Here is a 26014-nt window from a genome sequence, read left to right on the forward strand (position 1 = left end):
TACCTAAAAATATGGTGTATTTATCGATAATTTCTAGGGGTGTTTCAGAAAATTCCTAGGAGAATTTCAGCTTTTCGCCCAATTCCCGATAACGGGCCTTATCTTGGTCGCTAGCCGTACTGCCAGCAATCTTTTGGGCAATTTCTGTCATTTCTTGCTTTAGATTGACCAATTCCAGCTTCTTGAAAGTGCCATCTAAATCAGCGGCCGCTCCCTCGAGTTCAAGGTCTGATCCCATAACGCGTTTTCTAAGGACTTCATACATTGGCGCCAAATCACTCCGAGACAGTTGGTCTTGAAACATTGCAAATGCCCCTGCACCTACAGAACCAGGCTTTCCATTCTCTCCGGGAATCAATTCCACTTGATCGCATTGCGACAAAAGATCTTTCATTAATGCGAATGCATTAGCTGATCGTTGTTCGGCAGCCTTTAATGCGAGTGCACGTTTATTAATATCCAGTGCCTTACCTAAATGCGGAAACTGAATGAGGACTCTGAGCATTTGCTCGGCTAAATCAGTTGGTGCTTTTGGCGGCTCAATGTTTTGCGTAGCAACTCTTTTTGCAGAACCTTTAGATGCTTGCCATGGTGCGCCCTGTCTATTGCCATTATTAGAATAGCCAACTTGATTTGGTTGATTATTTTGATAATTTTGTTGTCTTGTTTGAGTGGATTGATAAGCCGTCGGCTGCACAGGCACTACCGTTAAACCGCAGAAAGACTCTAACTCTGCAGGAGTAGTGTTCGTACGAATCGCTAACTCACGTAGGATTTGGGTTCGCAAAGCAATAGGTGGCATCGACAGCAATAGCGGCTTGGCTGCATGATGCGTATGAGCCCTGCCTTCTGGGGTAGTTAAATCATGGCCTTCACTGGCAATCTTAAAGAAGAAGCTTGAAATCGACATTGCTTCTTTAATTGACTTCTCAAACGCAGGTGCCCCATAAGCGCGTACATAACTATCGGGATCATGCTCTGTTGGTAAGAATAAGAAACGAATTTCTTTATCGTCAGACATGAGTGGCAAGCAGGCTTCCAGCGCACGCTGTGCAGCACGTTGACCTGCAGAGTCACCATCAAATGAGAAAACGACTTTATCTGTTTGACGTAGCAGCATGCGCACATGGTTTGCAGTACATGCGGTACCCAATGTCGCAACAGCATTAGGGAAACCCAATTGCGCAAGAGCAACTACATCCATATAGCCTTCGCACACCAAAACATATTCTTGGGCGCGAATAGCTTGTCTTGCCTCAAATAAACCGTAGAGCGTATTACCTTTAGAGAAGAGTGGTGTCTCTGGAGAATTTAAATATTTTGGCTCACCTTGATCGAGAATGCGTCCGCCAAAACCAATCGTTTGACCCTTAGGATTGCGAATTGGGAACATCACGCGATCACGGAAGCGATCGTAGCGTTTCACAGGGGCACCTTCAGTCTGCTCCCCCTGAATAACTAAGCCACCCTCTACTAAGGTCTTTGCCACTTCATCATTGGTATAAGGCCCAAATACCGCCTCAAGACCCTGCCAACCATCTGGGGCATAACCGAGTGCATAACGTTTGGCAATTTCACCAGTAAGACCACGGCCTTTTAAATATTCAACTGCGCGCGTGTTGCCCTTAAGTTGCTGGCGATACCAATCTGCCGCAGAACTCATCACTTCGCTAAGTGCCATTGCTTGCTGCTGTCGTGCGACATCATTAGCGGTGCGTTCTTCGCGCGGCACATCTAAGCCTGCAGAGCGCGCAAGCTCCTCAATCGCATCGACGTAACCGAGACCCGAATATTCCATCATGAAGCTGATCGCAGAACCATGTGCACCGCAACCAAAGCAGTGATAGAACTGCTTCGTTGGAGAAACAGAAAACGATGGGGACTTCTCTGAGTGAAAGGGGCACAAACCTTGATAGTTTGCACCTGCCTTTTTAAGCTTTACGTGCTGCCCAACCACATCAACGATGTCGACCCGATTTAAAAGATCAGCAATGAAGGATTGTGGAATGAGCGCCATAAGGCTAAGAGTATGAGCTGAGTTCTCTTATTTTGCGAGTGCTGCTTTTACTAAACCAGATACCTTGCCCATATCTGCTTTGCCAGCCAATTGACCTTTGAGTACGCCAATCACTTTACCCATATCTTGTGGGCCTGTAGCGCCAGTTGATGTTACTGCGGCAGCGACTGCAGCCTCAACCTCAGCATCAGACATTTGTGCCGGTAGATATGCTTGCAATATCACCATTTCAGCAGACTCGACAGCAACCAAATCATCACGCCCTGCTTTTTCAAATTGAGAGATTGAGTCCTTACGCTGCTTAATCATTTTTTCGATAGTAGAAATAATGGCTGCGTCATCAAGCACGATACGGTCATCAACTTCACGCTGTTTGATTGCGGCCAACAAAAGACGAATAGCGCCAAGACGTGCAGTCTCCTTAGCACGCATTGCGTTTTTCATATCTTCGGTAATTTGATCTTTCATACTCATGATGTCGTTCTCAGTGTTAGATAGTGATTGATTACTGGCGATTAAAAAGCAAAAACCCGCTGCGTTTCACCGTCAGCGGGTTTCAAAGCTTCTCGGTGAAGAGAGCTTTTAAATTCGATTAGTAAAGCTTCTTAGGCAACATTTGGCTGCGAATACGCTTGTAATGGCGTTTTGCAGCAGCAGCCTTTTTACGCTTACGTTCAGCTGTTGGCTTCTCGTAAAACTCGCGGGCACGCAAGTCTGTCAAAAGACCATTTTTTTCAATGGTGCGCTTGAAACGGCGCAATGCCACTTCAAATGGTTCGTTTTCGCGGAGGCGGACTGTAGTCATACTTATTTAACTCGTATATGCTCGATAAATATCGAAAAATTAACTGAATTGCGATTCTAGCACGGCTAAGCAAAAAAATGATTGTTTTAGGAATAGAAACTTCTTGTGACGAAACTGGGGTGGCTTTATACAACACAGCCCCTTGGGAAGAGGGAAAACCTGCATTCCAGGGCATTCTAGGCCAGGGTTTGCACTCTCAGATCGCCATGCACCGAGATTATGGGGGTGTAGTTCCAGAGCTCGCCTCAAGAGACCATGTTCGCCGTGTTTTACCCCTTTTAGACCAATCTTTAGCCCAATCTGGCCTGAAATTAGCAGATATTGATGCTGTAGCCTTTACCCAAGGGCCTGGTCTAGCCGGCGCTCTATTGGTCGGTAGCGCTTTTGCTAAATCCCTCGCTCAAGGCCTGAATTTACCGTCCATTGGGGTTCATCACCTCGAAGGTCACCTACTTTCTCCGCTTTTAGGCCAAACGGCACCACAATTTCCCTTTATTGCCCTCCTTGTCTCAGGCGGCCACACCCAGCTCATGAAAGTCTCTGGTATTGGCCAATATGAACTTTTGGGCGAATCCTTGGATGACGCTGCTGGCGAAGCCTTCGACAAGACAGCCAAATTATTGGGCCTCGATTACCCCGGCGGCGCTGCAATTTCTAAATTGGCAGAACAGGGTCATGTCGGAATTTTTGATCTACCCAAGCCGATGCTGCATTCAGGTGATTTGGATTTTTCTTTCTCGGGATTAAAGACAGCAGTTCTCAATCAAGTCAAAAAGTTTGAAGAGAAAAATATTTCCAACCCTGCTGAGGTAACGCAGTTTCATGCAGACCTCGCAAGAAGTTTTGTAGACGCCATTGTTGCAGTCTTAGTCAGCAAGTCCGAGAAAGCGCTCAAGCAAACTGGCTACAAACATCTAGTACTTGCTGGTGGCGTAGGGGCGAACTTGCAATTACGCAATGCTCTGAATGACAAGGCAAAAAAAAATGGCTTTGAAGTGCACTACCCACCACTGGAGTTATGTACTGATAACGGGGTGATGATTGCTTTTGCAGGTGCGCTACGTATGCTTGCCAAAAATAATGGCTCCACAACTTCTGGAGCCTTTGATATCAAACCCCGTTGGGATTTGCAAAGCGATAACTTAGTTTAGTTTGCTTTATTTCTTGTGGCTGATGCGTGCAAATGCGCTGTGGTTGTGAATAGACTCGAAGTTCTCTGCCTCAACCACAAAGGATCGAATGCGCTGATCAGCCTTAAGATTACCAGCGACATCACGCACTAAATCTTCTACAAATTTTGGATTGCTATAAGAATGCTCAGTGACCCACTTCTCATCAGGACGCTTGAGCAATCCCCAAAGCTCACTGGAAGCCTCGCTCTCAGCGGCGGCTACTAAATCTTCTACAGTCATTTGAGTTTTAGAATCAAGCGCTACTGTCATCGTGACATGGGAACGTTGATTGTGTGCACCAAACTCAGAGATCTCTTTTGAGCAAGGACACAAACTCATCACAGGTACTTGCGCACGTAAGCCCAATTCAACATCAGTATTACCAGCGGTGTTTTGTTTGGCAGTAGCCATCCAAGTCACTTCGTAATCCATTAGGCTTTCAACACCAGAAACTGGCGCTGCTTTTTTCACAAAGTGTGTGTAAGTAAATTGCACATGACCTTCCTTAGCATCAAGCAAAGGCAACATCTCTTGAACAAGCGCTACTACGGTAGTGCTATCGACCGCATGCTCTTGCTTTTGTAACAAGGCCATGAAACGCGACATATGCGTACCTTTGACATGAGCTGGCAATGCCACATCCATCTCAAAAGTACCAACCGATGGAAAGTTTCCAGTTGCACTTCGAATTGTCAATGGGTGACGTACGCCACGAATGCCGACTTGCTCAATGGGCAATGCGCGCTCGTCCAAAGTGGACTGCACGTCAGGCATTGCACTGGCTTTGAGAAAGGCTGGGTTCATGTCATTCATGACGCTATTTTCAAGCAAAACGATCTTATTTGCCTGAAATCACCGAATTTGCCATTAATAACGCAGGAAAACGCCTTTTAATGGAGTTTGTAATGCCCTCTACATCTAGGCCACACTTGGTCATTAGCAGTTGATAGTCGCCATGCTCAATAAATTCATCAGGAAGACCTAACTGCAATAGGGGCTTGTTAATACCAAGACTGGAGAGCGCTTCAAGACATGCGCTTCCAGCGCCACCAACAATCGCGCCATCTTCAATCGTTACAAAATAGTCGTGATTCTCAGCCAAGAATTTGATGAGATCAATATCGAGTGGTTTTACAAAACGCATATTGGCAACTGTTGCATTAATGCCTTCAGCGACTTCTAGCACTGGATACAGCAAAGTACCAAATGCCAAGATTGCTACACGCTGTCCAAGGGATGCATTCGATTTACGACGAATCTCACCCCTACCCAATGGCAATGTACGCAACTCAGCAGATGGAATAGCGCCAACACCAGAACCACGTGGATAACGCACGGCACTTGGATGCGGCTGATGGAATGCAGTTGTTAATAAATCACGGCACTCTGCTTCGTCTGCTGGTGTCATCACCAACATATTCGGAATACAACGTAAGAATGGGATGTCATAGGCGCCAGCATGGGTTGCTCCATCCGCACCTACTAGGCCAGCACGATCGAGCGCGAACAATACAGGCAAGTCTTGTAAAGCAACGTCATGAATCAATTGATCGTAAGCGCGTTGCAAGAATGTGGAATAGATTGCAACAACTGGCTTCATTCCTTCGCATGCCATACCCGCCGCAAAAGTCACTGCATGTTGTTCGGCAATACCGACGTCATAATAGCGTTTAGGGAAATTCTTTTCAAATTCAACCAGGCCAGAACCCTCACGCATAGCTGGAGTAATGCCAACCAACAACGGATCAGCGTGTGCCATATCGCAGAGCCATTCACCAAATACTTGAGTAAAGGTTTTCTTGCTGGCGACTGACTTCTTGACACCCTCTTCCGGATTAAATTTACTGGGTCCGTGATACAGAACAGGATCAGCCTCAGCCAACTCATAGCCTTGACCTTTTTTAGTTACAACATGTAAGAACTGTGGGCCGCGCCCTTCAAGCGCCAAACGTTTTACGTTCTGCAACATTGGAATTAAGGCATCTAAGTCGTGGCCATCTATAGGGCCAAAGTAGTTAAACCCAAATTCTTGGAAGATGGTTGATGGTGAGACCATACCCTTGGCATGATCCTCTAGGCGTTTAGCAAACTCACGCAACGGTGGCGCAATCGACAGAACACTATCAATACCTTTTTTAGTTGCAGAGTAAATATTGCCGCTGAGCAATCTCGCTAGATGGCGATTGAGTGCGCCCACCGCTGGAGAGATCGACATATCGTTGTCATTGAGAATCACCACGAGGGGCAGGTCGTCATAGACGCCAGCGTTATTCATCGCCTCAAAGGCCATGCCGCCGGTCATGGCACTGTCGCCAATCACTGCAACCGCTACCTGACGTTCGCCCTTGGTTTGAAATGCGCGTGCCATACCCATCGCTGCAGAAATGCTGGTCGATGAATGGCCCGTACCAAACGCATCGAATTCGCTTTCAGTGCGATGTGGAAACCCTGATAAGCCCTTGAACTGACGTAGAGTACTCATGCGCTCACGGCGACCAGTCAAAATTTTGTGCGGGTAGCTTTGATGGCCCACATCCCACACGATGCGATCACGCGGGGTATCAAATACGTAATGCAAAGCAATCGATAACTCTACTGTGCCCAAGTTGGAAGACAAATGCCCACCCGTCTTCGAGACAGAGTCCAAAACAAACTGGCGCAACTCATCCGCCAGAGCAGGCAACTCTTCGCGAGAAAGTTTTTTCAGATCATCAGGAGAATTAATAGAATATAAAGTCATTGCATCTAATTTGTGTCATTTGGCTCTATTGACAACCAACAGAGCCAAATCTTTTAAGGCTTGCGCTTTTTCACCAAAACCATCAAGGCTACTGATAGCGGTTTCTTGCAATTCTTTAGCCTGTTTCTGTGCATAGTCTAAACCCATCAAGGTGACATAGGTTGGCTTGTCATTGGCAGCATCCTTACCAGCGGTTTTTCCAAGGGTTTGACTATCGGCTGTGGCGTCAAGTACATCATCCACAATCTGAAATGCTAAGCCCAGGGCTTTGGCGTATTTTTGCAATTGTTCTAATTGACTTGCATTGAGATTGGCAGCGATTCCACCCAATTCAACTGCGCAAGCTAACAAAGCGCCCGTCTTCATCGCGTGCATTTGTTGCAAACCCGAAAGATCCAACTTCTTACCAATGCTTTCTAAGTCAATGGCTTGGCCACCAGCCATGCCACGCGAGCCAGAGGCTGCTGCTAAAGCGCTAATCATGCGCAATTTACTGTTAGCGTCACCGTTTGCATTAGCCAAAATTTCAAAGGCACGTGTTTGCAAGGCATCGCCAACCAATAATGCAGTAGCCTCATCAAAAGCTTTATGAACAGTTGGTCTACCACGACGCAAATCATCATCGTCCATGCAAGGCAAATCATCATGTACTAAGGAATACGCATGAATACATTCGATCGCTACTGCAGCCGCATCTAATGCTTCAGTATTTTCTTTGCCATCACCAAGTTGACCGGCTGCATAAACCAACAGCGGACGAATGCGTTTACCCCCACCTTGCGCTGCATAACGCATCGCTTCGTGCAAACGATGCGGCGTCGTTTGCGCAGAATCAAGCAAACGATCTAAAGCAGATTCGGTGCGCCCAGAGTGAGCAGCAATCCAATCTTGAAATTGCAAAGTAGCGCTCAATTAAGCCTCGAATACGCGCACTTGCTGCTCTACTTGTGCAAGCACTCCTTGACAATGTTTGAGTAAAGCGGCGCCACGTTGATAAGCCAGCAAGGTCTCTTCTAAGGAAAATTTGCCAGACTCCATGTCAGAAATGAGCTTTTCAAGCTCTTTCACCGCTTGCTCATAGCGAAGATCTGGGTCGATTTGGACCTCAAGGCCTAGTTTTTGACTTTCTGACTTCTTGGCTGGCATAAGCGGTTTCCTTTGTAATTCCCACACGGATAGCCCTACATATTAAAGCGAGAAACCCCTTGGATGGTTATAATCCATCCCTTCCTTTCCAATATCGATCCGTCGATGGTTGGATTGGTTATTCCGCTTAGCTTCGGCTGACGTTTTCGGGGGTGGGGAGAATGACTAATCTGGCTACCGCGCAGAAGCTTGCGCCGTCCAATCTACAACTGCCGGTTTCGGCATATTTTGACGCTGACTTGTATCGGCGGGAAATTGAACTGCTTTTTAAGCAGGGGCCTGGCTATGTTGGCCACGAACTCATGGTGCCTGAAATTGGCTCGTATCAAACATTAAGCGCAGAAAACGAAGGTCGCATCCTCGTTCACAATCACGAGGGTGTTGAACTCTTATCCAACGTTTGCCGTCATCGTCAAGCATTGATGCTCAACGGCAAAGGTAAAGCTGACAATATTGTTTGCCCATTGCATCGCTGGACTTATGACTTAAGCGGCAATTTATTAGGCGCACCGCATTTTGAAGATAAGCCTTGCTTAAATCTTGGCAAGTCGCCCCTACAAAATTGGCAAGGCCTATTGTTCGAAGGTCCACGTGATGTACGTAATGATCTTGCCAAACTCGGCGTTGCTGACGACCTTAAATTTGATGGTTACCTACTTGACCATGTTGAAGTTCATGATTGCAACTACAACTGGAAAACTTTTATTGAGGTCTATCTTGAGGACTACCATGTTGTCCCATTTCATCCTGGCTTAGGTAAGTTTGTTTCTTGCGAAGATTTGCAATGGGAATTCGGTGATTGGCATAGCGTCCAAACCGTCGGCATTCATAAAGATCTACAGAAACCAGGCTCTCCAACTTATAAAAATTGGCATGAGGCAGTGCTGCGACAATATGGCGGCAAAGCCCCACGCCATGGAGCTATCTGGCTCACTTACTATCCCAATGTGATGGTAGAGTGGTATCCAGGTGTTCTCTGCGTATCCACCTTGCATCCTATGGGTATCAACAAGACTCGCAATATCGTTGAGTTCTACTACCCTGAAGAAATTGCTCTATTCGAGCGTGAGTTTGTAGAAGCTGAGCGCGCCGCCTATATGGAAACCTGCATCGAGGATGATGAAATCGCCGAACGTATGGATCAAGGTAGAGCCGCACTTCTTGCCCGTGGCGTTAACGAAGTTGGCCCCTATCAAAGCCCGATGGAAGACGGTATGCAGCATTTTCATGAATGGTACCGTCGTGCAATGAACTTTCAAGGCGCATAATCTAGACAGTAGCTTTAATAAACCCTTCGCCACCACAACATAGGAAGCATCATGACTCCTCTAATTACCGCAAACCAGTTAGAAGAAATCATTAATAGTGGCGAAAATGTTTTGCTCTGTGATTGCCGCTTTGATTTAGTCGATCCCCTTGCCGGCAAAAAAGCTTACGAAGAAAGCCATATTCCTGGAGCAATTTATGTTGACCTTGATCATGACATGTCGAGCAGCAAAACTGGCACAAATGGCAGACATCCCCTACCTACTCCGCAAGCTTGGGCAAAAACCAAAACCCGCCTTGGCATTAGCCCAAATACTTTAGTTGTTGCCTATGACAAACAAGGTTCAGTCTATGCAAGTCGCCTCTGGTGGATGCTCAAGGCCACTGGTCATGCCAATGTTCAGGTTCTAGATGGCGGACTCGATGCCTGGAATGGCCCGATGAGCACAGTGCCACGCCAACCTACCCCAACACTACAAGCAATTGAGCCTAGGCCTTATGTTGGCTTAGTTTTGGTTGATGAAGTTGTGAGCAATCTACAAACAAAGAAAAATACCGTTCTTGATGCCCGCGCTAATGATCGCTTTCAGGGTCAGAATGAAACCTTAGACCCGATTGGCGGACATATACCTGGCGCAATTAACCGATTCTTTAAAGGCAATCTATCTGCCACAGCATTCAAACCTGCCGAACAACTCTTTAAAGATTTTGTTGAATTACTAGGCCCCATCAAACCAGCCGAAGTGATTCATCAATGTGGATCCGGCGTTACCGCTTGTCACAACTTACTCGCAATGGAGATTGCTGGGCTAAAAGGTTCTCGCCTATATGCAGGCAGTTGGAGCGAATGGTGTGCAGACTCTAGCAGACCTATTGAAACTTAATATAAGTTTTAAAGGTTAGCTCTTAATTAATGCAGTAGGGATAGCAGGATCACGAACCCTACACCGCAAGCAATCAATACTGTTTGACGTAGTGACTCAGCCCAGTGTGGGCGACGATGCATTTGCGGAATCAAATCGCTAACTGCAATGTAAATAAAGCTGCTTGAAGCAATCACGAGCAAGTAAGGCATTGCCGCATGCGCACGCTCTAAGAAGAAATACGCCAGCACCCCGCCAACCACAGCAGACAAGCCGCAGATAAAGTTATAGAGCAATGCGCGAGTGCGGGAGAAGCCCGCATTGAGTAGAACGATAAAGTCGCCAATCTCTTGTGGAATCTCGTGGGCAATGATGGCAATCGCAGTAAAGATACCAACCTGGTAGTCCGCCATAAAAGCGGCAGCAATCAAAATACCATCGACAAAGTTATGAATGCCATCGCCAACCAAAATCATCCAGCCACTACGGCCAGCATTCTCTGCATCGTGCCCATCATGATGGTGATGACCATCGCCCTCATGATGATGATCGTGACGTAATAAGGCAATTTTCTCTAATAAGAAAAATCCCAATAGCCCAGCTAATAAAGTTGCAAATAAGAACTGGGGATTAGTGCCCGGAATATTGAATGCCTCGGGCAATGAGTGCAACAAGGCAGTAGCCAGCAGAATACCCACTGACAAACTCACCATGTTGTTCACCATCTTAGATAACAGCGCCAACGAACAACTGGCGGCAACTAACACGCTTGCAGTACCCGCTAACGCCGTGACTAAGAGGATGCTTTGTAAAACCGTCATGAAGAATTACGCTACGCCCATTTTCTTGAACCAAGCGATGCACTTTTCCCAGCCATCTTTAGCAGGACTTTCGCGATAGCTTGCGCGATAATCTGCATGAAAAGCGTGTGGCGCATCTGGATAAACTTCAATCAAGGATGCTTTGGCTGCAGGGTTTTTTGGAGCTGCTTGCGCAAGGGCTGCGCGCATTTGATCCACGCTCTCCAACGAGATCCCAGTATCAGCACCACCATATAGGCCGAGTACTGGCGCCTTCAAATCAGCTGCAAGGTCGACTGGATGACGTGGACTGTTTTCCGTTTTTTCGCCAATGACTCGACCGTACCAAGCCACACCGGCTTTTACTTGCGGCAAAGTGGCAGACAACCAAGTAATGCGACCGCCCCAGCAAAAACCAGTAACACCAACACGCTTAAGATCGCCACCATTTTTTCCGGCCCAGACCAAAGCTCCTTGCAAATCATTTAAGACTTGAGCATCGGGAGTCTTAGCAACGATGTTTGACTGAATCTCAGCAATAGTGCCGTAAGTATTGGGGTCACCTGCACGAGTAAAGAACTCAGGAGCAATCGCGAGATAACCTAATTTTGCAAAACGTCGTGTGACATCAGCAATGTATTCATGTACGCCGAAGATTTCACTCACAACGATGATGATTGGCAAATTGCCTTTTACCTTTTCGGGTCGTGATACATAGGCTGGCAGCTGAAAGCTGCCAATCGGAATCATTTGCTCACTCGCTTGTATGCCTTTGAAATCCGTCTCAATGGCTGTAGCCAATACCGGATCAGAAGCTGCGACAAAGCCAACGCCCATAGTTGTTACCACAGTTACGTTAGCAACTGAGGTTTTCATAAAGTTTCTTCTGCTGTTTTGTATCTGATTGCTCATGATGCTTGTCTCCCTGCTAATTTCTAGTGTGCTTCTTCCCAATTATCGCCAATCCCAATACTGACAACCAAAGGTACCTTCAATTGAGCCACATTGCACATCAAATTAGGCAACTTTGCTTGCAATAGGTCGATTTCATTAAAAGGAACATCAAATACCAATTCGTCATGCACCTGCAATAGGAGCTTGGTCTTGAGTTGCTCCTTTTCGAGCCAATCTTCAACGGCAATCATTGCCAATTTAATTAGGTCGGCAGCAGTTCCTTGCATTGGCGCATTAATAGCAGCACGCTCAGCACCCTGACGACGCGGTCCATTTGAACCCTTAATTTCAGGTAACCAGAGGCGCCTACCAAAAACGGTTTCCACGTAGCCATTTTCTCTAGCCTCCAAACGTGTGCGCTCCATATATTGCGCAACGCCTGGGTAACGATCGAAATATTTCGCAATATAGTTTTGCGCAGCAGAACGTTCAATGCCCAAGTTGCCCGCTAAACCAAAGGCACTCATGCCATAAATGAGGCCAAAGTTAATGACCTTGGCATATCGACGTTGTTCTGAATTGACATCCTCTAATGGGATACCAAAAATCTCTGCAGCGGTTGCTTGGTGAACATCCTTGCCATCTCTAAATGCGGCAAGAAGATTTTCATCCTCAGCAATGTGCGCCATGATACGTAGCTCAATTTGCGAATAGTCGGCAGATAACAACTTGCAACCATCTGCTGGAACAAATGCTTCCCGGATACGACGACCTTCTTCTGTGCGCACGGGAATATTTTGTAAGTTCGGGTCACTCGATGCCAAGCGGCCAGTGACTGCGGTTGCTTGCGAGAAGTTGGTATGCACGCGACCTGTTTTGGGGTCAGCCATTCGGGGAAGCTTCTCTATATAGGTTGACATCAGCTTAGCCAAGCTACGGTAATCCAAGATGCGTGCTGGCAATGGATAGTCCTCAGCCAATTTTTGCAAAACCTCTTCATCCGTTGAAGGCGCGCCCGATGGCGTTTTCTTAATGACGGGCAACTCGAGTTGGACAAAAAGAATTTCAGCTATTTGTTTGGGTGATTGAATGTTGAATGGCTGTCCTGCCAGTTGATGAATCTCGCCTTCAAGCTCTAAAAGACGCTTGCCAACCTGCTGCCCCTGTTTAGCCAATAAAACTGAATCAATCCGAATGCCATTACGTTCCATGATTCCCAATACGCGCATCGCCGGTATTTCAATCTTTTCATAGACATAGAGCAAGCCTGGACTCTCTTGGATTTGTGGCCAAAGCTCCAGTTGCAGGCGCAAAGTAATGTCAGCATCCTCAGCTGCATAGTCCGTAGCGATCTTGAGATCCACCTGATCAAAACCGATTTGGTGAACACCTTTGCCGCACACCTCTTCGTATCGAATGGTCTTCATGCCCAAATGGCGCTCGGCCAAACTGTCCATATTGTGCGGAAGATGTGACTCCAAAACGTAGGACTCAAGCAAGGTATCAAATGCAACACCGCCTAGAGTAATTCCATAGTTAGCGAAAATATGGGCGTCGTACTTTAAGTTTTGCCCAACCTTTAAACGACTTGTGCTTTCTAGCCAAGGTTTTAATTTTGCAAGTACAGCATCACGATTGAGTTGTACTTCGCCATTACGATGCGCTACTGGAATGTAGCAAGCTTCGCCTGGTTTTACTGACAGTGAGATGCCAACCAGTTCAGCAGCCAATGCATCTAAGCTAGTTGTTTCTGTATCAACTGCAGTCAGCTGCGCAGCCTCAATCTTTTTAAACCACTTTTCTAAAGCAGTTTCATCTGTTACGCACTCGTAGTTGCGCTCAATCGCACCTTGTAGATCAGTTGTATCTTGTGACAGTACTTTAGTCGGAGCACTGGCAATAACGCGTGATTTTTTAGGGTCGCTTTCTTCTGAACTACTAGTGATTGGGCTACCAGCCAGATCAAAGCTAGGTGCTTCGGAGGCTATATCTGCTGGGCTTATCAGCTGTTTTTCCACATCGCGCAACCAGGTCTTAAAGGCATAACGCTCAAATAACTCCCTTAGCAAAGCAGCATCTTCAGACTTAGCATGTAAATCATCTAAGCCAGGCAAATGGGGCGATAAATCACAATCCGTTTTTACGGTGATCAGTTGACGAGCTTGCGGCAACCAATCTAAAGTTGCGCGAAGATTTTCTCCAACAACACCTTTCACTTGATCTGCATTAGCCATCAAGTTATCAAGATTTCCAAACTCTGCTAACCACTTGTTAGCAGTTTTGGGTCCCGCCTTAGGAACACCAGGTACGTTATCCACGGCATCACCGATGATAGATAAATAATCGACGATGAGTTCAGGGGGCACGCCAAATTTTTCTTTTACACCCTCAATATCCAACCTCTCATTTGTCATCGTGTTGATGAGCGTGACCGAAGAATTGACTAACTGCGCTAGATCTTTATCGCCAGTGGAGATAATCGTTTCCCAACCCGCTTGAGTAGCTTGACACGCGAGAGTGCCGATCACATCATCGGCCTCCACTCCTGAGATCATTAAGACCGGCCAACCCAAAGCTTTAACCATCATGTGTATGGGCTCGATTTGTTTGACCAGATCCTCTGGCATAGGGGAGCGGTGAGCCTTGTACTCGGAGTACATTTCATCCCGAAAAGTCTTGCCCTTGGCATCAAAAACGCAGGCAATATGGTCTGCCTTGAGCTCGGATCTAGCTCGGCGCATCATATTCACCATGCCATATATGGCGCCAGTAGGCTCTCCAGCCCCATTTCTGAGGTCTGGCATGGCATGAAAGGCGCGATAGAGGTAGCTAGAGCCGTCTACCAACAAGAGTCTATGTTTAGTCATACCGCAATCGTACAATCTAGTTATGAATTGCCTACAGGTCTGGTTAAAGAACCGTCCGAGAGTAGGCCAAAAAAGGTGAAAAATGATGCATGCTCTAACAAACTTAATTAGCCATACCCTCAGCCAAAGCCTTGCTCTCATGAGCTTTTTGGTGGTTTTTAGCCTCTTTGGAGTGGGGTCGGCGCAAGCTCAGAATACCAGCCAAGCCCTAAGCCAATCTGAGCTCAACCGAATTAACAATCAACCGTTGGCTCCAACCGTTAGTCCAGCAGGCGTCATGAGCAGTCCTGAATCCCGCAAACCAAGCTTTCAGCACAAAGAAGCTACCGGTACTGAGATTACCGAATACAAGGATGCCAATAGTCCAACCCAGGTACAGGTCAAAACTAAGTACACCACCTATGAGATGTCACCTCCAGACTCCGTAATGCCTGGACCTCCATCCGGTGAAGGCGCACTCATAAGCGTACCTAGCATTAGCATTCCGATTCAGTAAGAAATAAAAAGAATAGTTACTGCTTTATGGCTGTATTTACCCCCGTTGAACTGAGCGATATCACTGCATGGATCTCGCAAAATTTCAAGATTGGTGAGGCGACTAAGATACGCGGTATTCATGGTGGAATTGAAAACTCGAATTTCTTTTTAGATACTGTGAAAGATGGCAAGAAGCAAGAATATGTTCTAACCATCTTTGAGCGCTTATCCGCAGAGCAACTACCCTACTACCTTGAGTTAATGCGTCACTTGGCCAACAAGGGCGTACCCGTTCCCAAGCCAATTGAAAATAATCAGGGAGAAATTCTATTTTCCCTCAAAGGCAAGCCGGCAGCGATTGTGAGCAAGTTGCCGGGTCTATCCCGCATGCAACCTGAGGCAAAACATTGCGCCATGGTTGGTGAGATGCTGGCAAAGATGCATTTAGCTGGAAAAGACTTTCCAAAATCACAAGAAAATCTTCGCAGCCTTAGCTGGTGGCAAGAAACAATTCCTTTGGTATTGCCACACTTAAATTCAGCACAAAAAGATTTGCTCACTCATGAGCTGGCTACACAAGAAGCTTTTTTTACATCCAGCAATTACGATATGCTGCCACAAGGTGCAAGTCATTGTGATCTCTTTAGAGATAATGTCTTATTTGATTCACAAGGTTCTACCGATACCAGCAAAGATCAACTCGGCGGCTTCTTTGATTTTTATTTCGCAGGTACAGATAAGTGGCTATTCGATCTTGCTGTCACCGTGAATGACTGGTGTCTGGCTGAGAATAAACAAGATCTTGATCCTGTGCGTTTTGATGCCCTCATGCAGGCTTATCAATCTGTGCGCCCCTTAAGCAAAGAAGAGCAAGCAAGTTGGCCGCTCATGGTGCGCGCCGCTGCGCTACGCTTCTGGGTGTCTCGTCTGTGGGATTTCTATTTACCACGCGATGCACAAATGCTGACCCCACACGATCCAACTCACTTTGAGAGCATTTTGCTCAGTCGCCGCTCTTTATGAAACTCAATTCTGTCGCCCCCAAGGAAGGCTATGCCTGGATTAGACAAGGCATCTGGCTCTTCAAGCAAAACCCACTGGGTTTTTTGATGTTGGTTTTTATGTATGTCTTTACTGCTCAACTCGCAGTCATCATCCCTGTAGTCGGCGTGTTTGCAGTGCTGCTCTTAACGCCAACTCTGTCGGTGGGCTTCATGACAGCCTGTCGTCAAGCGATTCAAAAAGAACGTATCCGCCCGATGGTGTATTTGATTGCTCTGCAATCAGGTGTATTGGTTCGTAAACGTATGTTGCAGTTGGGTCTAATTTACGCTGCACTCATTCTGTTGCTCAGTTTGATTTTGAGCCTCTTAGTCGATTTTGAATTGTTGCTTCCCCTCATGACTGGCGACAAAGTCATTTCGCCTGAAGCGCTACGTCAAATCTATTTAGTGCTTTTCTTTGGGGCCATCCTCTACATTCCAGTCGCTATGCTAATGTGGTTCTCACCAGTCTTGGTTGCTTGGGCAGATATGTCGGTTCCTCAAGCGCTCTTTTCTAGCTGGCTGGCTTGTTGGACTAATAAGGCAGCATTCTTTTTCTATCTTGCCATTTGGAGCGCAGTACTAATTGCCATTCCGTTGACGATTGGCATGTTGTTTGATGCGCTCGATTTTGGTCAAGCAGCGTCATTTATCATTGCCCCCATCTCGATGGCTGGTCTAACGGTAATGCACTGTTCTTTCTACGCAACTTGGAAAGCGTGCTTTACTGAAGATGAAATAGTAGTTTAGTTTTTCGCAGCTCAATCAATCGCGGCAAGCTTGGCAATACTCAGTTGTAGCCACTTGACACCGTGACGCTTAAAGCTCACTTGCGCACGAGCATCTGCATCAACACCTTCTAGGCCGGTGACACGACCTTCACCAAACTTGGTATGGAAGACATTTTGACCAATCTTGAATGGGTAATCGCCTCGTGGGGGTGATGCTAAGCGTTTCACTTCCATAGATGCGGAGCCTACTCGTTTAGCAGGTCTTTGACGTTCACTGCCCGAGTCAAAAAAATCATTCGACTCATATTCTCGCTGGCGGGTATAGCCATCTTGCCAAGTTGAACCTGATCTAGTGCTGCCACCCCAACGCGCATCTTTTGCTTTGGGTGTTAGCCATTTCAACGAATCTGATGGCAATTCTTCCAAGAAGCGAGAAGGCATGTTGTAGCGCACTTGACCATGCAGCATGCGTGATTGGGTATGCGACAAATAGAGACGTTCCTTAGCGCGAGTAATTGCCACATACATCAAACGACGCTCTTCTTCGAGACCATTTTGCTCATTGATGCTGTTCTCATGCGGAAATAATCCTTCCTCAAGCCCAGTAATAAAGACAGAGGTAAACTCCAAGCCTTTAGCAGAATGTACCGTCATCAACTGAACAGCATCCTGGCCAGCCTGAGCCTGATTGTCACCCGCCTCTAGGGAAGCATGAGATAAGAAAGCTGCTAATGGAGAAACTTCAACAACACCAGGAGCATTCTCACCCGGTAGCATCGCAGCCGCAGCATCTTGTCCGTAACCCTCTTCTGCAATAAAGGCTGTGGCAGCATTAATCAATTCTTGTAAGTTTTCTACGCGGTCTTGGCCTTCGCGTTCAGAAAGGTAGTGCTGAATCAGGCCACTGTGCTGAATCACAAACTCCACCGTTTCAGGCAAAGTATTGTGACGAGTTGCTTCGCGCATGTGATCCACTAAGCGAATGAATCCAGCCAATGCTGCGCCGGCTTTGCCTTCGAGAGACGATGCAGCTGAATACAAAGAGCATTGCTGTGCTCTAGCTGCATCTTGCAGTGCTTCGATCGATCTTGCACCAATACCTCTAGTTGGGAAATTCACAACTCGAGAGAATGAAGTGTCGTCGTTTGGATTCTCCAGCAAACGCAAATAAGCTAGAGCATGTTTAATCTCAGCACGCTCAAAGAATCGTAAACCACCATATACGCGATACGGAATGCCCGCTGAGAACAGTGCGTGCTCAATAATGCGTGACTGCGCATTACTGCGATAGAGCAAAGCTACTTCTGTGCGGCGGATTCCGCTATTAATCAGCGCTTTGATCTCATCAACGAGCCAAGCCGCTTCAGCGTGATCACTTGGTGCCTCATAGATACGGACTGGCTCGCCATGCCCCGCATCGGTTCGCAGGTTTTTTCCAAGGCGCTCCGAGTTATTTGCAATTAGATGATTAGCAGTATCCAGAATATGGCCATGCGAGCGATAGTTTTGCTCAAGCTTTACTAAGAGTGGATGAAATTGCTTCTCATAGAGGCGCATGTTCTCAACGTCCGCACCACGGAATGCATAAATACTTTGATCGTCATCACCCACCGCAAATACAGAACTACTACCCATACCACTGACATTCACTTTACTAGCATCATGTCCGGAGAGCAACTTGAGCCAAGCGTATTGCAAAGCATTGGTATCTTGAAACTCATCAATTAGAATGTGACGGAAACGCTCTTGATAATGTGTACGAATGGGTTCGCTGTCTTTAAGCAATTCATAACTGCGTAAGAGTAATTCTGCAAAATCAACCACACCTTCACGCTGGCACTGCTCATCGTAGGCAGCATAGAGCTGTGCCATCTTCGCCTGGAAATCATCTCCCACCGATAAATCTTTGGCACGTTGACCACGCTCTTTGGCGTGTGCAATAAAGTACTGCAATTGCTTGGGCGGATACTTTTCATCATCAACCTTCAGACCCTTCAAAAGACGCTTAATGGCTGAAAGTTGGTCCTGGGTATCCAAAATTTGGAAGGTGGATGGCAAGCCTGCTTCTTTATGGTGGGCACGCAACAAACGATTGCAAAGGCCGTGGAAGGTGCCAATCCACATACCGCGAGTATTAATGGGCAACATGGCGCTCAGACGCACCATCATCTCTTTAGCTGCTTTGTTCGTAAAGGTGACTGCTAGGACACCGATAGGGGACACCTGACCTGTTTGGATTAGCCAGGCTATACGGGTAGTCAGAACGCGCGTCTTACCGCTACCAGCGCCAGCCAAAATAAGGGCTGATTGGGCTTGGCCATTTGAATTAACAGGCGGGAGGGTCACTGCCTCGCGCTGTTCTGGATTGAGGTTCGCGAGCAAGTCTGAGTACATCAGCCCAATTATAATTTGCCTCTTATGCCAAATGCCTCAAATACCCCTAATTCACCAGCAACTGGTTCAGTAGATGAACTAGCCAAATCCTATGAACCCGCTCCGATCGAAGCCTATTGGGGTCCAGAGTGGGAACGCAGAGGCATTGCCGATGCGAGCATGGATGAAGACAAGGGCGACTTTTCGATTCAGCTGCCACCACCCAATGTAACAGGGACCCTACACATGGGTCACGCGTTCAACCAAACCATCATGGATGGCTTGGTACGCCATGCTCGCATGTCGGGCAAAAATACTTTGTGGGTTCCGGGTACAGACCACGCAGGCATCGCCACTCAAATTGTTGTTGAGCGTCAACTTGATGCACAAAAAGTTTCTCGTCACGATTTAGGTCGTGAGAAGTTCCTAGAAAAAGTTTGGGAATGGAAAGAAACTTCTGGCAACACGATCACCCGTCAAATTCGTCGCTTGGGTGCTTCGATTGATTGGGGTAAAGAATATTTCACGATGGACAGCAAAATGTCTAAGGCCGTTGTAGAAGTATTTGTTCGTCTGCACGAACAAGGTTTGATTTATCGCGGCAAACGCTTAGTGAACTGGGATCCCGTATTAGGTACAGCAGTCTCTGATTTAGAAGTGGTGAGCGAAGAAGAAGATGGCTCGATGTGGCACATTCGCTATCCACTGACTGATGGCTCTGGCCACTTAACTGTAGCGACCACCCGCCCAGAAACCTTACTGGGTGACGTTGCAGTGATGGTGAACCCAGAGGATGAGCGCTATAAACACCTTATTGGCAAGTCCGTCAATCTACCTTTATGCGATCGCCAAATCCCCATCATTGCGGACGACTACGTTGATCTGAACTTTGGAACTGGCGTGGTGAAAGTTACCCCTGCGCACGACTTTAATGACTACGCAGTAGGTCAACGCCATCAACTACCATTAATCAACATTCTTACTTTGGATGCCAAGATTAATGAGAATGCGCCTGCCACTTACCAAGGTATGGAGCGCTTTGCTGCTCGCAAACAAATCGTTGCCGATTTAGATGCAGCTGGTTTATTAGAGAAAGTACAACCGCACAAATTGATGGTGCCGCGTGGAGATCGCACCCAAACCATCATTGAGCCAATGCTTACTGATCAATGGTTTGTGGCAATGTCCAAGCCAAGTCCTGATAACAAATATCAACCTGGCTCATCGATTGCTGGTGCAGCATTGGATGCGGTCACCAAGGGTAACATCAAACTCGTTCCAGAAAACTGGATCAATACCTATACTCAGTGGCTAGAAAATATTCAAGACTGGTGTATTTCTCGTCAACTCTGGTGGGGCCACCAAATCCCTGCTTGGTATGGCGATGACGGCCAGATCTTTGTAGCTCGCTCAGAGGAAGAAGCTAAAACTAAAGCTGCTGCAGCTGGCTACACCGGCATGCTTAATCGCGATCCAGACGTTCTCGATACCTGGTTTAGCTCTGCCCTCGTTCCATTTAGTTCACTAGGCTGGCCAGATGAAACCCTCGCTTTAAATCACTTCCTACCCTCATCAGTATTGGTGACTGGTTTTGACATCATTTTCTTTTGGGTAGCTCGCATGGTTATGATGACCTGCCACTTCACCGGCAAAGTGCCATTCCATACCGTGTATGTTCACGGCTTAGTACGTGATGCTGAAGGTCAGAAAATGAGCAAATCCAAAGGGAATACTTTGGATCCAATCGACTTGATTGATGGCATCAAGATTGAAGAGCTAGTAGATAAGCGAACTACTGGATTGATGAACCCTAAGCAAGCCGAGAGCATTAGCAAGAAAACGAAAAAAGAATTTCCAGATGGCATTCCTGCATTTGGTACGGATGCCTTGCGTTTCACCTTTGCATCTCTTGCTTCACTTGGCCGTAATATCAACTTTGACCAGAAACGTTGCGAAGGTTATCGCAATTTCTGCAACAAGCTTTGGAATGCGACTCGCTTCGTGCTCATGAATTGCCCTGGTGGCAATGAAGACAACGGTCTAGCACCTTGTGATAACCAATGTGGCTCAGAAGGTTATTTGGATTTCTCAGCCGCAGACCGCTGGATTGTGTCTCAACTCCAAAGAACAGAAGCTGAAGTAGCTAAGGGCTTCCAAAACTATCGCTTTGACAATATCGCTAGCAGCATCTATCAATTTGTTTGGGATGAGTATTGCGATTGGTATCTAGAGCTTGCTAAAGTGCAGTTGCAAACTGGCACGCCTGCTCAACAACGCGCGACTCGTCGCACATTGTTACGCGTTCTAGAAACTATCTTGCGCATGGCACATCCATTAATTCCTTTTATCACTGAAACCTTGTGGCAAACTGTTGGTCCAAAGTCTGGCAAAGATCTGGCCAAGCAAGCAAAGCAAAGCATTGCTTTGCAACCCTACCCAGTTTCCCAGCCTGAAAAGATTGATGAGCAAAGCGAGGCTTGGGTTTTACAAGTAAAAGCCATTGTAGATGCCTGTAGAAACTTGCGTGGTGAGATGCAAGTGCCCCCAGGTCAAAAAGTACCTTTGTGGATTTATGGCCCTGATACCTTTTTGCAAAAAGCAAGTCCTTACTTGCTCACACTAGCTAAATTAACAGAAGTCAAAATTTATAGCGATGAATCCGCCCTGGAGAAAGATGCTCCAGGCGCCCCGATTGCCCTAGTTGGCGATATCAAGCTCTTACTCAAGATTGAAGTGGATCTTGCTGCTGAACGGATTCGTCTTGGCAAAGAAATTGAACGTCTTGCTAATGAAATCACTAAAGCACGCAGCAAATTGGGTAACGAGAGCTTTGTGGCTCGCGCCCCAACCGAAGTTGTAGTACAAGAAAAACAACGTCTTGCTGGATTTGAGCAAAATCATGAGAAGCTTGTTGCACAATTAGAGCGTCTTACATAAAGATTGGATACGCAATGTCATTGACTACCAAAATCGTTACGAAAGCAGTCTTCCCCGTTGCCGGTCTTGGCACACGTTTCTTGCCTGCTACCAAGGCGAGCCCAAAAGAGATGTTGAACGTAGTTGATAAGCCATTGATTCAGTACGCCGTAGAAGAGGCGATCGCAGCTGGCATTACTGAAATGATTTTCGTTACCGGTCGTAGCAAACGTGCCATTGAAGATCATTTTGATAAAGCATACGAGCTCGAGGCTGAACTCGAAGCCAAAAACAAACAGGCACTGTTAGATATAGTGCGTAGCGTAAAGCCCAGTCATGTGGATTGCGTCTACGTTCGTCAGCCTGAAGCTCTGGGTTTGGGTCACGCAGTCTTATGTGCGGAAAAATTAGTTCGCGATGAACCTTTTGCCATTATCTTGGCTGATGACCTGTTAGATGGACAGCCTCCAGTCCTCAAGCAAATGCTCAATGTGTTTAATCAGCAAAATGGATCTGTGATTGCAGTTGAAAAAATTGATCCAGCCAAAAGCAGCTCGTACGGTATCGTCGCCGGCTCAGAAGTAGCCAAAGGTATATATCGCTTGAACGGCATCGTAGAAAAACCCCAACCAAAAGATGCGCCTTCGAACTTAGCAGTAGTGGGACGCTACGTTTTATCCTCAGACATCTTCAAACATATTCGCCAGCTAAAGCCAGGTGCGGGTGGCGAGATCCAATTGACTGACGCAATTGCGACCTTGCTCAAAGAAGAGCCTGTATTTGCTTATGAATACGATGGTGTGCGCTATGACTGTGGCAGCAAACTTGGATACCTTAAGGCTTCTGTGGAATTTGCATTACGCCACCCAGAAGTATCTGCAGACTTTGCAGCGTACCTAAAGAGCCGCTCCTTAACTTAAAAAGTTCAAGTCAGAAAACAAAAAAGGCAGGAATATCCTGCCTTTTTATTTATTCCCAATAAATAAAATTGGTATTGGCCTTACCTTCTCTTCAAAAAGAATACCAAGACATCACCTTCGGTGGTACTAGCAATCAACTCATTGCCGGTTTGCTTGGCAAATGCCGGAAAGTCTCTCGCTGCACCTGAATCGGTTGCCTTGATTTTGAGAACCTCACCAGATTGCATTGTTGCCAGAGCCTTCTTGGTACGAAGAATCGGTAATGGGCAGTTCATGCCGATGGCATCTACTTCTGCATTAAATGCAATGCTCGCTACATCACTCATTTAGTTGCCACCCAATCCCTAACTGCATCTAAGGCAGCGCCCAATTTGCTTGGGTCGTTGCCGCCAGCCATTGCCATCTCTGGTTTACCACCACCTTTACCACCCACTTGCTGAGCAACAAAGCTCACCAAATCACCTGCCTTTACCTTACCAATCGAGTCAGCGGTTACGCCTGCAATCAAACTCACCTTATCACCTTGAACTGATGCCAACACAATGGCTGCAGTCTTGAGCTTGGTTTTGAGAGCATCCATAGTTTCACGCAGAACACCGGCATCAGCACCATCCAATCTTGCCGCCAATACCTTTAAGCCGTTGACATCAATCGCTTGACCGGCTAATTCATCACCCTGGCTAGCTGCTAATTTGGAATTGACTTTTTCAAGTTCACGCTCTGCTTGACGCAAGCTTTCTTGAAGTTGCGCAACACGATTGACCAAATCACCAGGATGGGTCTTGAGAATTGCTGCGGCTTCATTAATTTTGTCTTCGAGACCTTGTAAGAATTGCAGTGCGTTGCTGCCAGTCACCGCCTCAACACGACGAATACCAGCGGCTACACCACCTTCAGAAACAATCTTCAAGCTACCAATATCACCAGTGCGAGATACATGAGTACCGCCACATAATTCTTTGGAAGTGCCGATTTCTAGAACACGCACTTCATCACCATACTTCTCACCGAAGAGCATCATGGCACCAGTCTTTTGCGCATCATCCAAGGACATTACTTTTCCAGAAGTAGCCGTGTTAGCCAAAATCTCAGCATTCACAATATCTTCAATGCGACGAATCTGCTCCGCTGTAATGGGAGCGTTATGCGTAAAGTCAAAACGGGTCTTAGTCGCATCTACCAAGGAACCTTTTTGCTGGACATGATCGCCTAAGACTTCTCGTAAGGCTTTGTGCAAAATATGCGTAGCGCTATGGTTACGCATGGTGTCGGTTCTTTGCTGGACATCGACCAAGGCATTTAAGGCATCGCCTACCTTGAGCTCACCTTCGAGCAACTCACCTTGATGGCCAAATACATCTGCCTGAATCTTAAAGGTGTCATCCACTGAAAAACGGGCAGATTCATTACGCAATTCGCCTTTATCCCCGACCTGGCCACCAGATTCAGCATAGAAAGGAGTGTTATCCAATACAACTACCGCAGCATCGCCCGCCTTCACTGAGGTGACTGCAGAGCCGTCAACGTAGAGCGCTGTCACTTTGGCGCCCTCATGCTTCAGTGTGTCGTAGCCGTGGAACTGAGTAGGCTCTCCCTTGTAATCTAAGCCCTGAGCCACCTTGAACTTGCCTGCAGCTCTTGCCTGATGGCGTTGCTTTTGCATGGCGACTTCAAAACCTTCAGCATCTACAGTCACACCACGTTCACGACAAACATCTGCAGTCAAATCTAATGGGAAACCAAAAGTGTCGTGCAAGCGGAAAGCAGTTTCACCATCAACGACCTTTGCACCACCCGCCAGTGCGCTATCCAAAATTTCCATGCCATTGGCAATGGTTTGGAAGAAGCGCTCTTCTTCTTGCTTAAGGACTTCGCTCACTTTATCTTGTGCAGCACGTAATTCTGGATAAGCCTCACCCATCTCTTTTACAAGAGCGGGAACCAATTGATAAAAGAATGGTTTACGTGCACCAAGTTTGTAACCGTGGCGAATCGCACGACGTGCAATACGACGCAATACATAACCGCGTCCAGCATTACCTGGAATCACGCCATCAAGCACAATAAAACTACAGGCACGAATATGATCAGCAATTACCTTGAGTGAAGGGCTTGCAGCATCGCAATTCTCGCCGCCAGAAGCATCCACAGCATCCTTAGAAGCCTTAAGCAGATTGACGAAGAGGTCGATCTCATAATTGGAGTGCACATGTTGTAGTACAGCGGCGATCCGCTCTAAACCCATGCCAGTATCTACGCTAGGCTTAGGCAGTGGGTGCATTACCCCTGCTTCATCGCGGTTGAATTGCATGAACACGTTGTTCCAGATTTCAATAAAACGATCGCCATCTTCTTCTGGACTGCCGGGAGGGCCGCCAGGAATGTGTTCACCGTGATCGTAGAAAATTTCTGTGCAGGGGCCACATGGACCAGTGTCACCCATCATCCAAAAATTATCTGAAGCGTAGCGCGCGCCTTTGTTATCACCAATACGAATGATGCGCTCAGCAGGCACGCCAATCTGATCTTTCCAAATGGCATACGCTTCGTCGTCCTCGGCATAGACAGTGACCAACAGCTTATCCTTCGGCAACTTAAATACTTGGGTCAATAAATCCCAGGCAAACTGAATAGCGTCCTTCTTGAAATAGTCCCCAAATGAGAAATTACCCAACATTTCAAAAAAGGTGTGATGACGGGCGGTGTAGCCCACGTTATCCAAGTCATTGTGTTTTCCGCCGGCACGGATGCACTTTTGGGCGGTCGTGGCACGACTGTAAGGACGCTTATCAAAGCCTAAAAATACGTCCTTGAACTGGTTCATACCTGCATTGGTAAAAAGCAGGGTTGGGTCATCTCCCGGCACTACCGGGCTGGATGGGACGATTTGGTGGCCCTTTTGGGCAAAGAAATCCAGGTAAGCCTGGCGGATTTGGGAGACTTTCATGCCGATAATTATCGCATTGGCACTAGCCTAGGGCAAA

Annotated in this window: 21 protein-coding genes; 8 read left to right on the forward strand and 13 right to left on the reverse strand. The window is 46.9% G+C overall.

Features of this window, described 5'->3' with window-relative positions; translation table 11 throughout:
* Positions 1-55 precede the first annotated feature (55 nt).
* The 3 genes from dnaG to rpsU form a co-directional block, all read right to left on the reverse strand.
* Positions 56-2017 carry a DNA primase gene (gene dnaG, locus A8O14_RS09465; protein ID WP_068949284.1) on the reverse strand — a complete coding sequence of 654 codons (1962 nt, stop codon included), beginning with the start codon at positions 2015-2017 and terminating at the stop codon, positions 56-58.
* A gap of 27 nt (positions 2018-2044) precedes the next feature.
* A complete protein-coding gene (locus tag A8O14_RS09470; RefSeq protein WP_068949285.1) occupies positions 2045-2491 on the reverse strand; it encodes a GatB/YqeY domain-containing protein in 447 nt (148 codons plus the stop codon).
* A gap of 118 nt (positions 2492-2609) precedes the next feature.
* Entirely contained in the window at positions 2610-2822 is a 213-nt protein-coding gene (gene rpsU / locus A8O14_RS09475) for a 30S ribosomal protein S21 (RefSeq protein WP_011903537.1), read from the reverse strand.
* Positions 2823-2899: 77 nt separating this feature from the next.
* Here rpsU and tsaD point away from each other — a divergent pair, with 77 nt between their 5' ends.
* Positions 2900-3973 (forward strand): tRNA (adenosine(37)-N6)-threonylcarbamoyltransferase complex transferase subunit TsaD, encoded by a 1074-nt coding sequence (tsaD, locus tag A8O14_RS09480; RefSeq protein WP_068949286.1) that lies wholly within the window; start codon positions 2900-2902, stop codon positions 3971-3973.
* A 6-nt stretch (positions 3974-3979) separates the two neighbouring features.
* On the opposite strand, the gene folE2 is transcribed toward tsaD, so the two are convergent.
* From folE2 to xseB, 4 genes are read right to left on the reverse strand one after another with little or no spacing between them, the layout of a single operon-like run.
* Positions 3980-4807 (reverse strand): GTP cyclohydrolase FolE2, encoded by an 828-nt coding sequence (gene folE2, locus A8O14_RS09485; protein ID WP_068949287.1) that lies wholly within the window; start codon positions 4805-4807, stop codon positions 3980-3982.
* Between the two features lie 25 nt (positions 4808-4832).
* On the reverse strand, positions 4833-6734 hold the full coding sequence (dxs, locus tag A8O14_RS09490) for a 1-deoxy-D-xylulose-5-phosphate synthase (RefSeq protein WP_068949288.1): 1902 nt from the start codon (positions 6732-6734) through the stop codon (positions 4833-4835).
* A 15-nt stretch (positions 6735-6749) separates the two neighbouring features.
* Positions 6750-7646 carry a polyprenyl synthetase family protein gene (locus A8O14_RS09495; RefSeq protein WP_068949289.1) on the reverse strand — a complete coding sequence of 299 codons (897 nt, stop codon included), beginning with the start codon at positions 7644-7646 and terminating at the stop codon, positions 6750-6752.
* A complete protein-coding gene (gene xseB, locus A8O14_RS09500) occupies positions 7647-7880 on the reverse strand; it encodes an exodeoxyribonuclease VII small subunit (RefSeq protein ID WP_068949290.1) in 234 nt (77 codons plus the stop codon). It abuts the gene before it with no gap.
* A gap of 161 nt (positions 7881-8041) precedes the next feature.
* On the opposite strand from xseB, the gene A8O14_RS09505 reads away from it, so the two are divergent.
* A complete protein-coding gene (locus A8O14_RS09505) occupies positions 8042-9148 on the forward strand; it encodes an aromatic ring-hydroxylating oxygenase subunit alpha (protein ID WP_068949291.1) in 1107 nt (368 codons plus the stop codon).
* 51 nt (positions 9149-9199) lie between these two features.
* On the forward strand, positions 9200-10030 hold the full coding sequence (locus tag A8O14_RS09510) for a sulfurtransferase (protein WP_068949292.1): 831 nt from the start codon (positions 9200-9202) through the stop codon (positions 10028-10030).
* 26 nt (positions 10031-10056) lie between these two features.
* Here the strand turns inward: A8O14_RS09510 and A8O14_RS11680 are convergent, their stop codons facing one another.
* Genes A8O14_RS11680 through polA form a run of 3 tightly spaced genes read right to left on the reverse strand, consistent with a single transcriptional unit; the run spans position 10057 to position 14570 of the window.
* Entirely contained in the window at positions 10057-10830 is a 774-nt protein-coding gene (locus A8O14_RS11680; RefSeq protein WP_068949293.1) for a ZIP family metal transporter, read from the reverse strand.
* 6 nt (positions 10831-10836) lie between these two features.
* Complete coding sequence (locus tag A8O14_RS11685; protein WP_068949294.1) at positions 10837-11721, reverse strand: dienelactone hydrolase family protein; 885 nt, start codon at positions 11719-11721, stop codon at positions 10837-10839.
* Between the two features lie 23 nt (positions 11722-11744).
* Positions 11745-14570 carry a DNA polymerase I gene (gene polA / locus A8O14_RS09525; protein WP_068949295.1) on the reverse strand — a complete coding sequence of 942 codons (2826 nt, stop codon included), beginning with the start codon at positions 14568-14570 and terminating at the stop codon, positions 11745-11747.
* A gap of 82 nt (positions 14571-14652) precedes the next feature.
* Here polA and A8O14_RS09530 point away from each other — a divergent pair, with 82 nt between their 5' ends.
* The 3 genes from A8O14_RS09530 to A8O14_RS09540 are packed head-to-tail and all read left to right on the forward strand — an operon-like array spanning position 14653 to position 16840.
* The gene (locus A8O14_RS09530; RefSeq protein WP_082913164.1) at positions 14653-15066 is read left to right on the forward strand and encodes a hypothetical protein; all 414 of its coding nucleotides are present in this window, start codon (positions 14653-14655) and stop codon (positions 15064-15066) included.
* Between the two features lie 26 nt (positions 15067-15092).
* Positions 15093-16070, forward strand: coding sequence for a homoserine kinase (locus tag A8O14_RS09535; protein ID WP_068949296.1), 978 nt, complete (start codon positions 15093-15095; stop codon positions 16068-16070).
* Complete coding sequence (locus A8O14_RS09540; RefSeq protein ID WP_068949297.1) at positions 16067-16840, forward strand: BPSS1780 family membrane protein; 774 nt, start codon at positions 16067-16069, stop codon at positions 16838-16840. The genes A8O14_RS09535 and A8O14_RS09540 overlap by 4 nt, the downstream gene beginning before the upstream one ends.
* An 11-nt stretch (positions 16841-16851) precedes the next feature.
* Here A8O14_RS09540 and A8O14_RS09545 read toward each other — a convergent pair whose 3' ends face one another.
* On the reverse strand, positions 16852-19215 hold the full coding sequence (locus A8O14_RS09545) for a UvrD-helicase domain-containing protein (protein WP_068949298.1): 2364 nt from the start codon (positions 19213-19215) through the stop codon (positions 16852-16854).
* A gap of 24 nt (positions 19216-19239) precedes the next feature.
* Between A8O14_RS09545 and A8O14_RS09550 the strand changes: the two genes are divergently transcribed.
* Positions 19240-22131, forward strand: a complete 2892-nt coding sequence (locus tag A8O14_RS09550) for a valine--tRNA ligase (RefSeq protein WP_068949299.1) — start codon at positions 19240-19242, stop codon at positions 22129-22131.
* A gap of 14 nt (positions 22132-22145) precedes the next feature.
* Positions 22146-23030, forward strand: coding sequence for a UTP--glucose-1-phosphate uridylyltransferase GalU (gene galU, locus A8O14_RS09555; protein ID WP_068949300.1), 885 nt, complete (start codon positions 22146-22148; stop codon positions 23028-23030).
* A gap of 80 nt (positions 23031-23110) precedes the next feature.
* Here galU and A8O14_RS09560 read toward each other — a convergent pair whose 3' ends face one another.
* Both A8O14_RS09560 and alaS read right to left on the reverse strand, forming a co-directional pair.
* Complete coding sequence (locus A8O14_RS09560; RefSeq protein ID WP_068949805.1) at positions 23111-23338, reverse strand: sulfurtransferase TusA family protein; 228 nt, start codon at positions 23336-23338, stop codon at positions 23111-23113.
* Between the two features lie 14 nt (positions 23339-23352).
* Positions 23353-25977, reverse strand: coding sequence for an alanine--tRNA ligase (gene alaS / locus A8O14_RS09565; protein ID WP_068949301.1), 2625 nt, complete (start codon positions 25975-25977; stop codon positions 23353-23355).
* Positions 25978-26014 lie beyond the last annotated feature (37 nt).

Source organism: Polynucleobacter wuianus (assembly GCF_001659725.1).
Taxonomy (GTDB): Bacteria; Pseudomonadota; Gammaproteobacteria; order Burkholderiales; family Burkholderiaceae; genus Polynucleobacter; species Polynucleobacter wuianus.

Excerpts from the sequence above, each read along its gene's own strand:
- A8O14_RS09545 (WP_068949298.1), bottom strand. The coding sequence starts at position 19,215 with ATGTACTCAGACTTGCTCGCGAACCTCAATCCAGAACAGCGCGAGGCA.
- A8O14_RS09550 (WP_068949299.1), top strand. The coding sequence starts at position 19,240 with ATGCCAAATGCCTCAAATACCCCTAATTCACCAGCAACTGGTTCAGTA.
- alaS (WP_068949301.1), bottom strand. The coding sequence starts at position 25,977 with ATGAAAGTCTCCCAAATCCGCCAGGCTTACCTGGATTTCTTTGCCCAA.
- folE2 (WP_068949287.1), bottom strand. The coding sequence starts at position 4,807 with ATGAATGACATGAACCCAGCCTTTCTCAAAGCCAGTGCAATGCCTGAC.
- galU (WP_068949300.1), top strand. The coding sequence starts at position 22,146 with ATGTCATTGACTACCAAAATCGTTACGAAAGCAGTCTTCCCCGTTGCC.
- A8O14_RS09530 (WP_082913164.1), top strand. The coding sequence starts at position 14,653 with ATGATGCATGCTCTAACAAACTTAATTAGCCATACCCTCAGCCAAAGC.
- A8O14_RS09505 (WP_068949291.1), top strand. The coding sequence starts at position 8,042 with ATGACTAATCTGGCTACCGCGCAGAAGCTTGCGCCGTCCAATCTACAA.
- A8O14_RS09470 (WP_068949285.1), bottom strand. The coding sequence starts at position 2,491 with ATGAGTATGAAAGATCAAATTACCGAAGATATGAAAAACGCAATGCGT.
- A8O14_RS09535 (WP_068949296.1), top strand. The coding sequence starts at position 15,093 with ATGGCTGTATTTACCCCCGTTGAACTGAGCGATATCACTGCATGGATC.
- A8O14_RS11685 (WP_068949294.1), bottom strand. The coding sequence starts at position 11,721 with ATGAGCAATCAGATACAAAACAGCAGAAGAAACTTTATGAAAACCTCA.
- rpsU (WP_011903537.1), bottom strand. The coding sequence starts at position 2,822 with ATGACTACAGTCCGCCTCCGCGAAAACGAACCATTTGAAGTGGCATTG.
- A8O14_RS09510 (WP_068949292.1), top strand. The coding sequence starts at position 9,200 with ATGACTCCTCTAATTACCGCAAACCAGTTAGAAGAAATCATTAATAGT.
- dxs (WP_068949288.1), bottom strand. The coding sequence starts at position 6,734 with ATGACTTTATATTCTATTAATTCTCCTGATGATCTGAAAAAACTTTCT.
- tsaD (WP_068949286.1), top strand. The coding sequence starts at position 2,900 with ATGATTGTTTTAGGAATAGAAACTTCTTGTGACGAAACTGGGGTGGCT.
- A8O14_RS11680 (WP_068949293.1), bottom strand. The coding sequence starts at position 10,830 with ATGACGGTTTTACAAAGCATCCTCTTAGTCACGGCGTTAGCGGGTACT.
- A8O14_RS09540 (WP_068949297.1), top strand. The coding sequence starts at position 16,067 with ATGAAACTCAATTCTGTCGCCCCCAAGGAAGGCTATGCCTGGATTAGA.
- dnaG (WP_068949284.1), bottom strand. The coding sequence starts at position 2,017 with ATGGCGCTCATTCCACAATCCTTCATTGCTGATCTTTTAAATCGGGTC.
- xseB (WP_068949290.1), bottom strand. The coding sequence starts at position 7,880 with ATGCCAGCCAAGAAGTCAGAAAGTCAAAAACTAGGCCTTGAGGTCCAA.
- polA (WP_068949295.1), bottom strand. The coding sequence starts at position 14,570 with ATGACTAAACATAGACTCTTGTTGGTAGACGGCTCTAGCTACCTCTAT.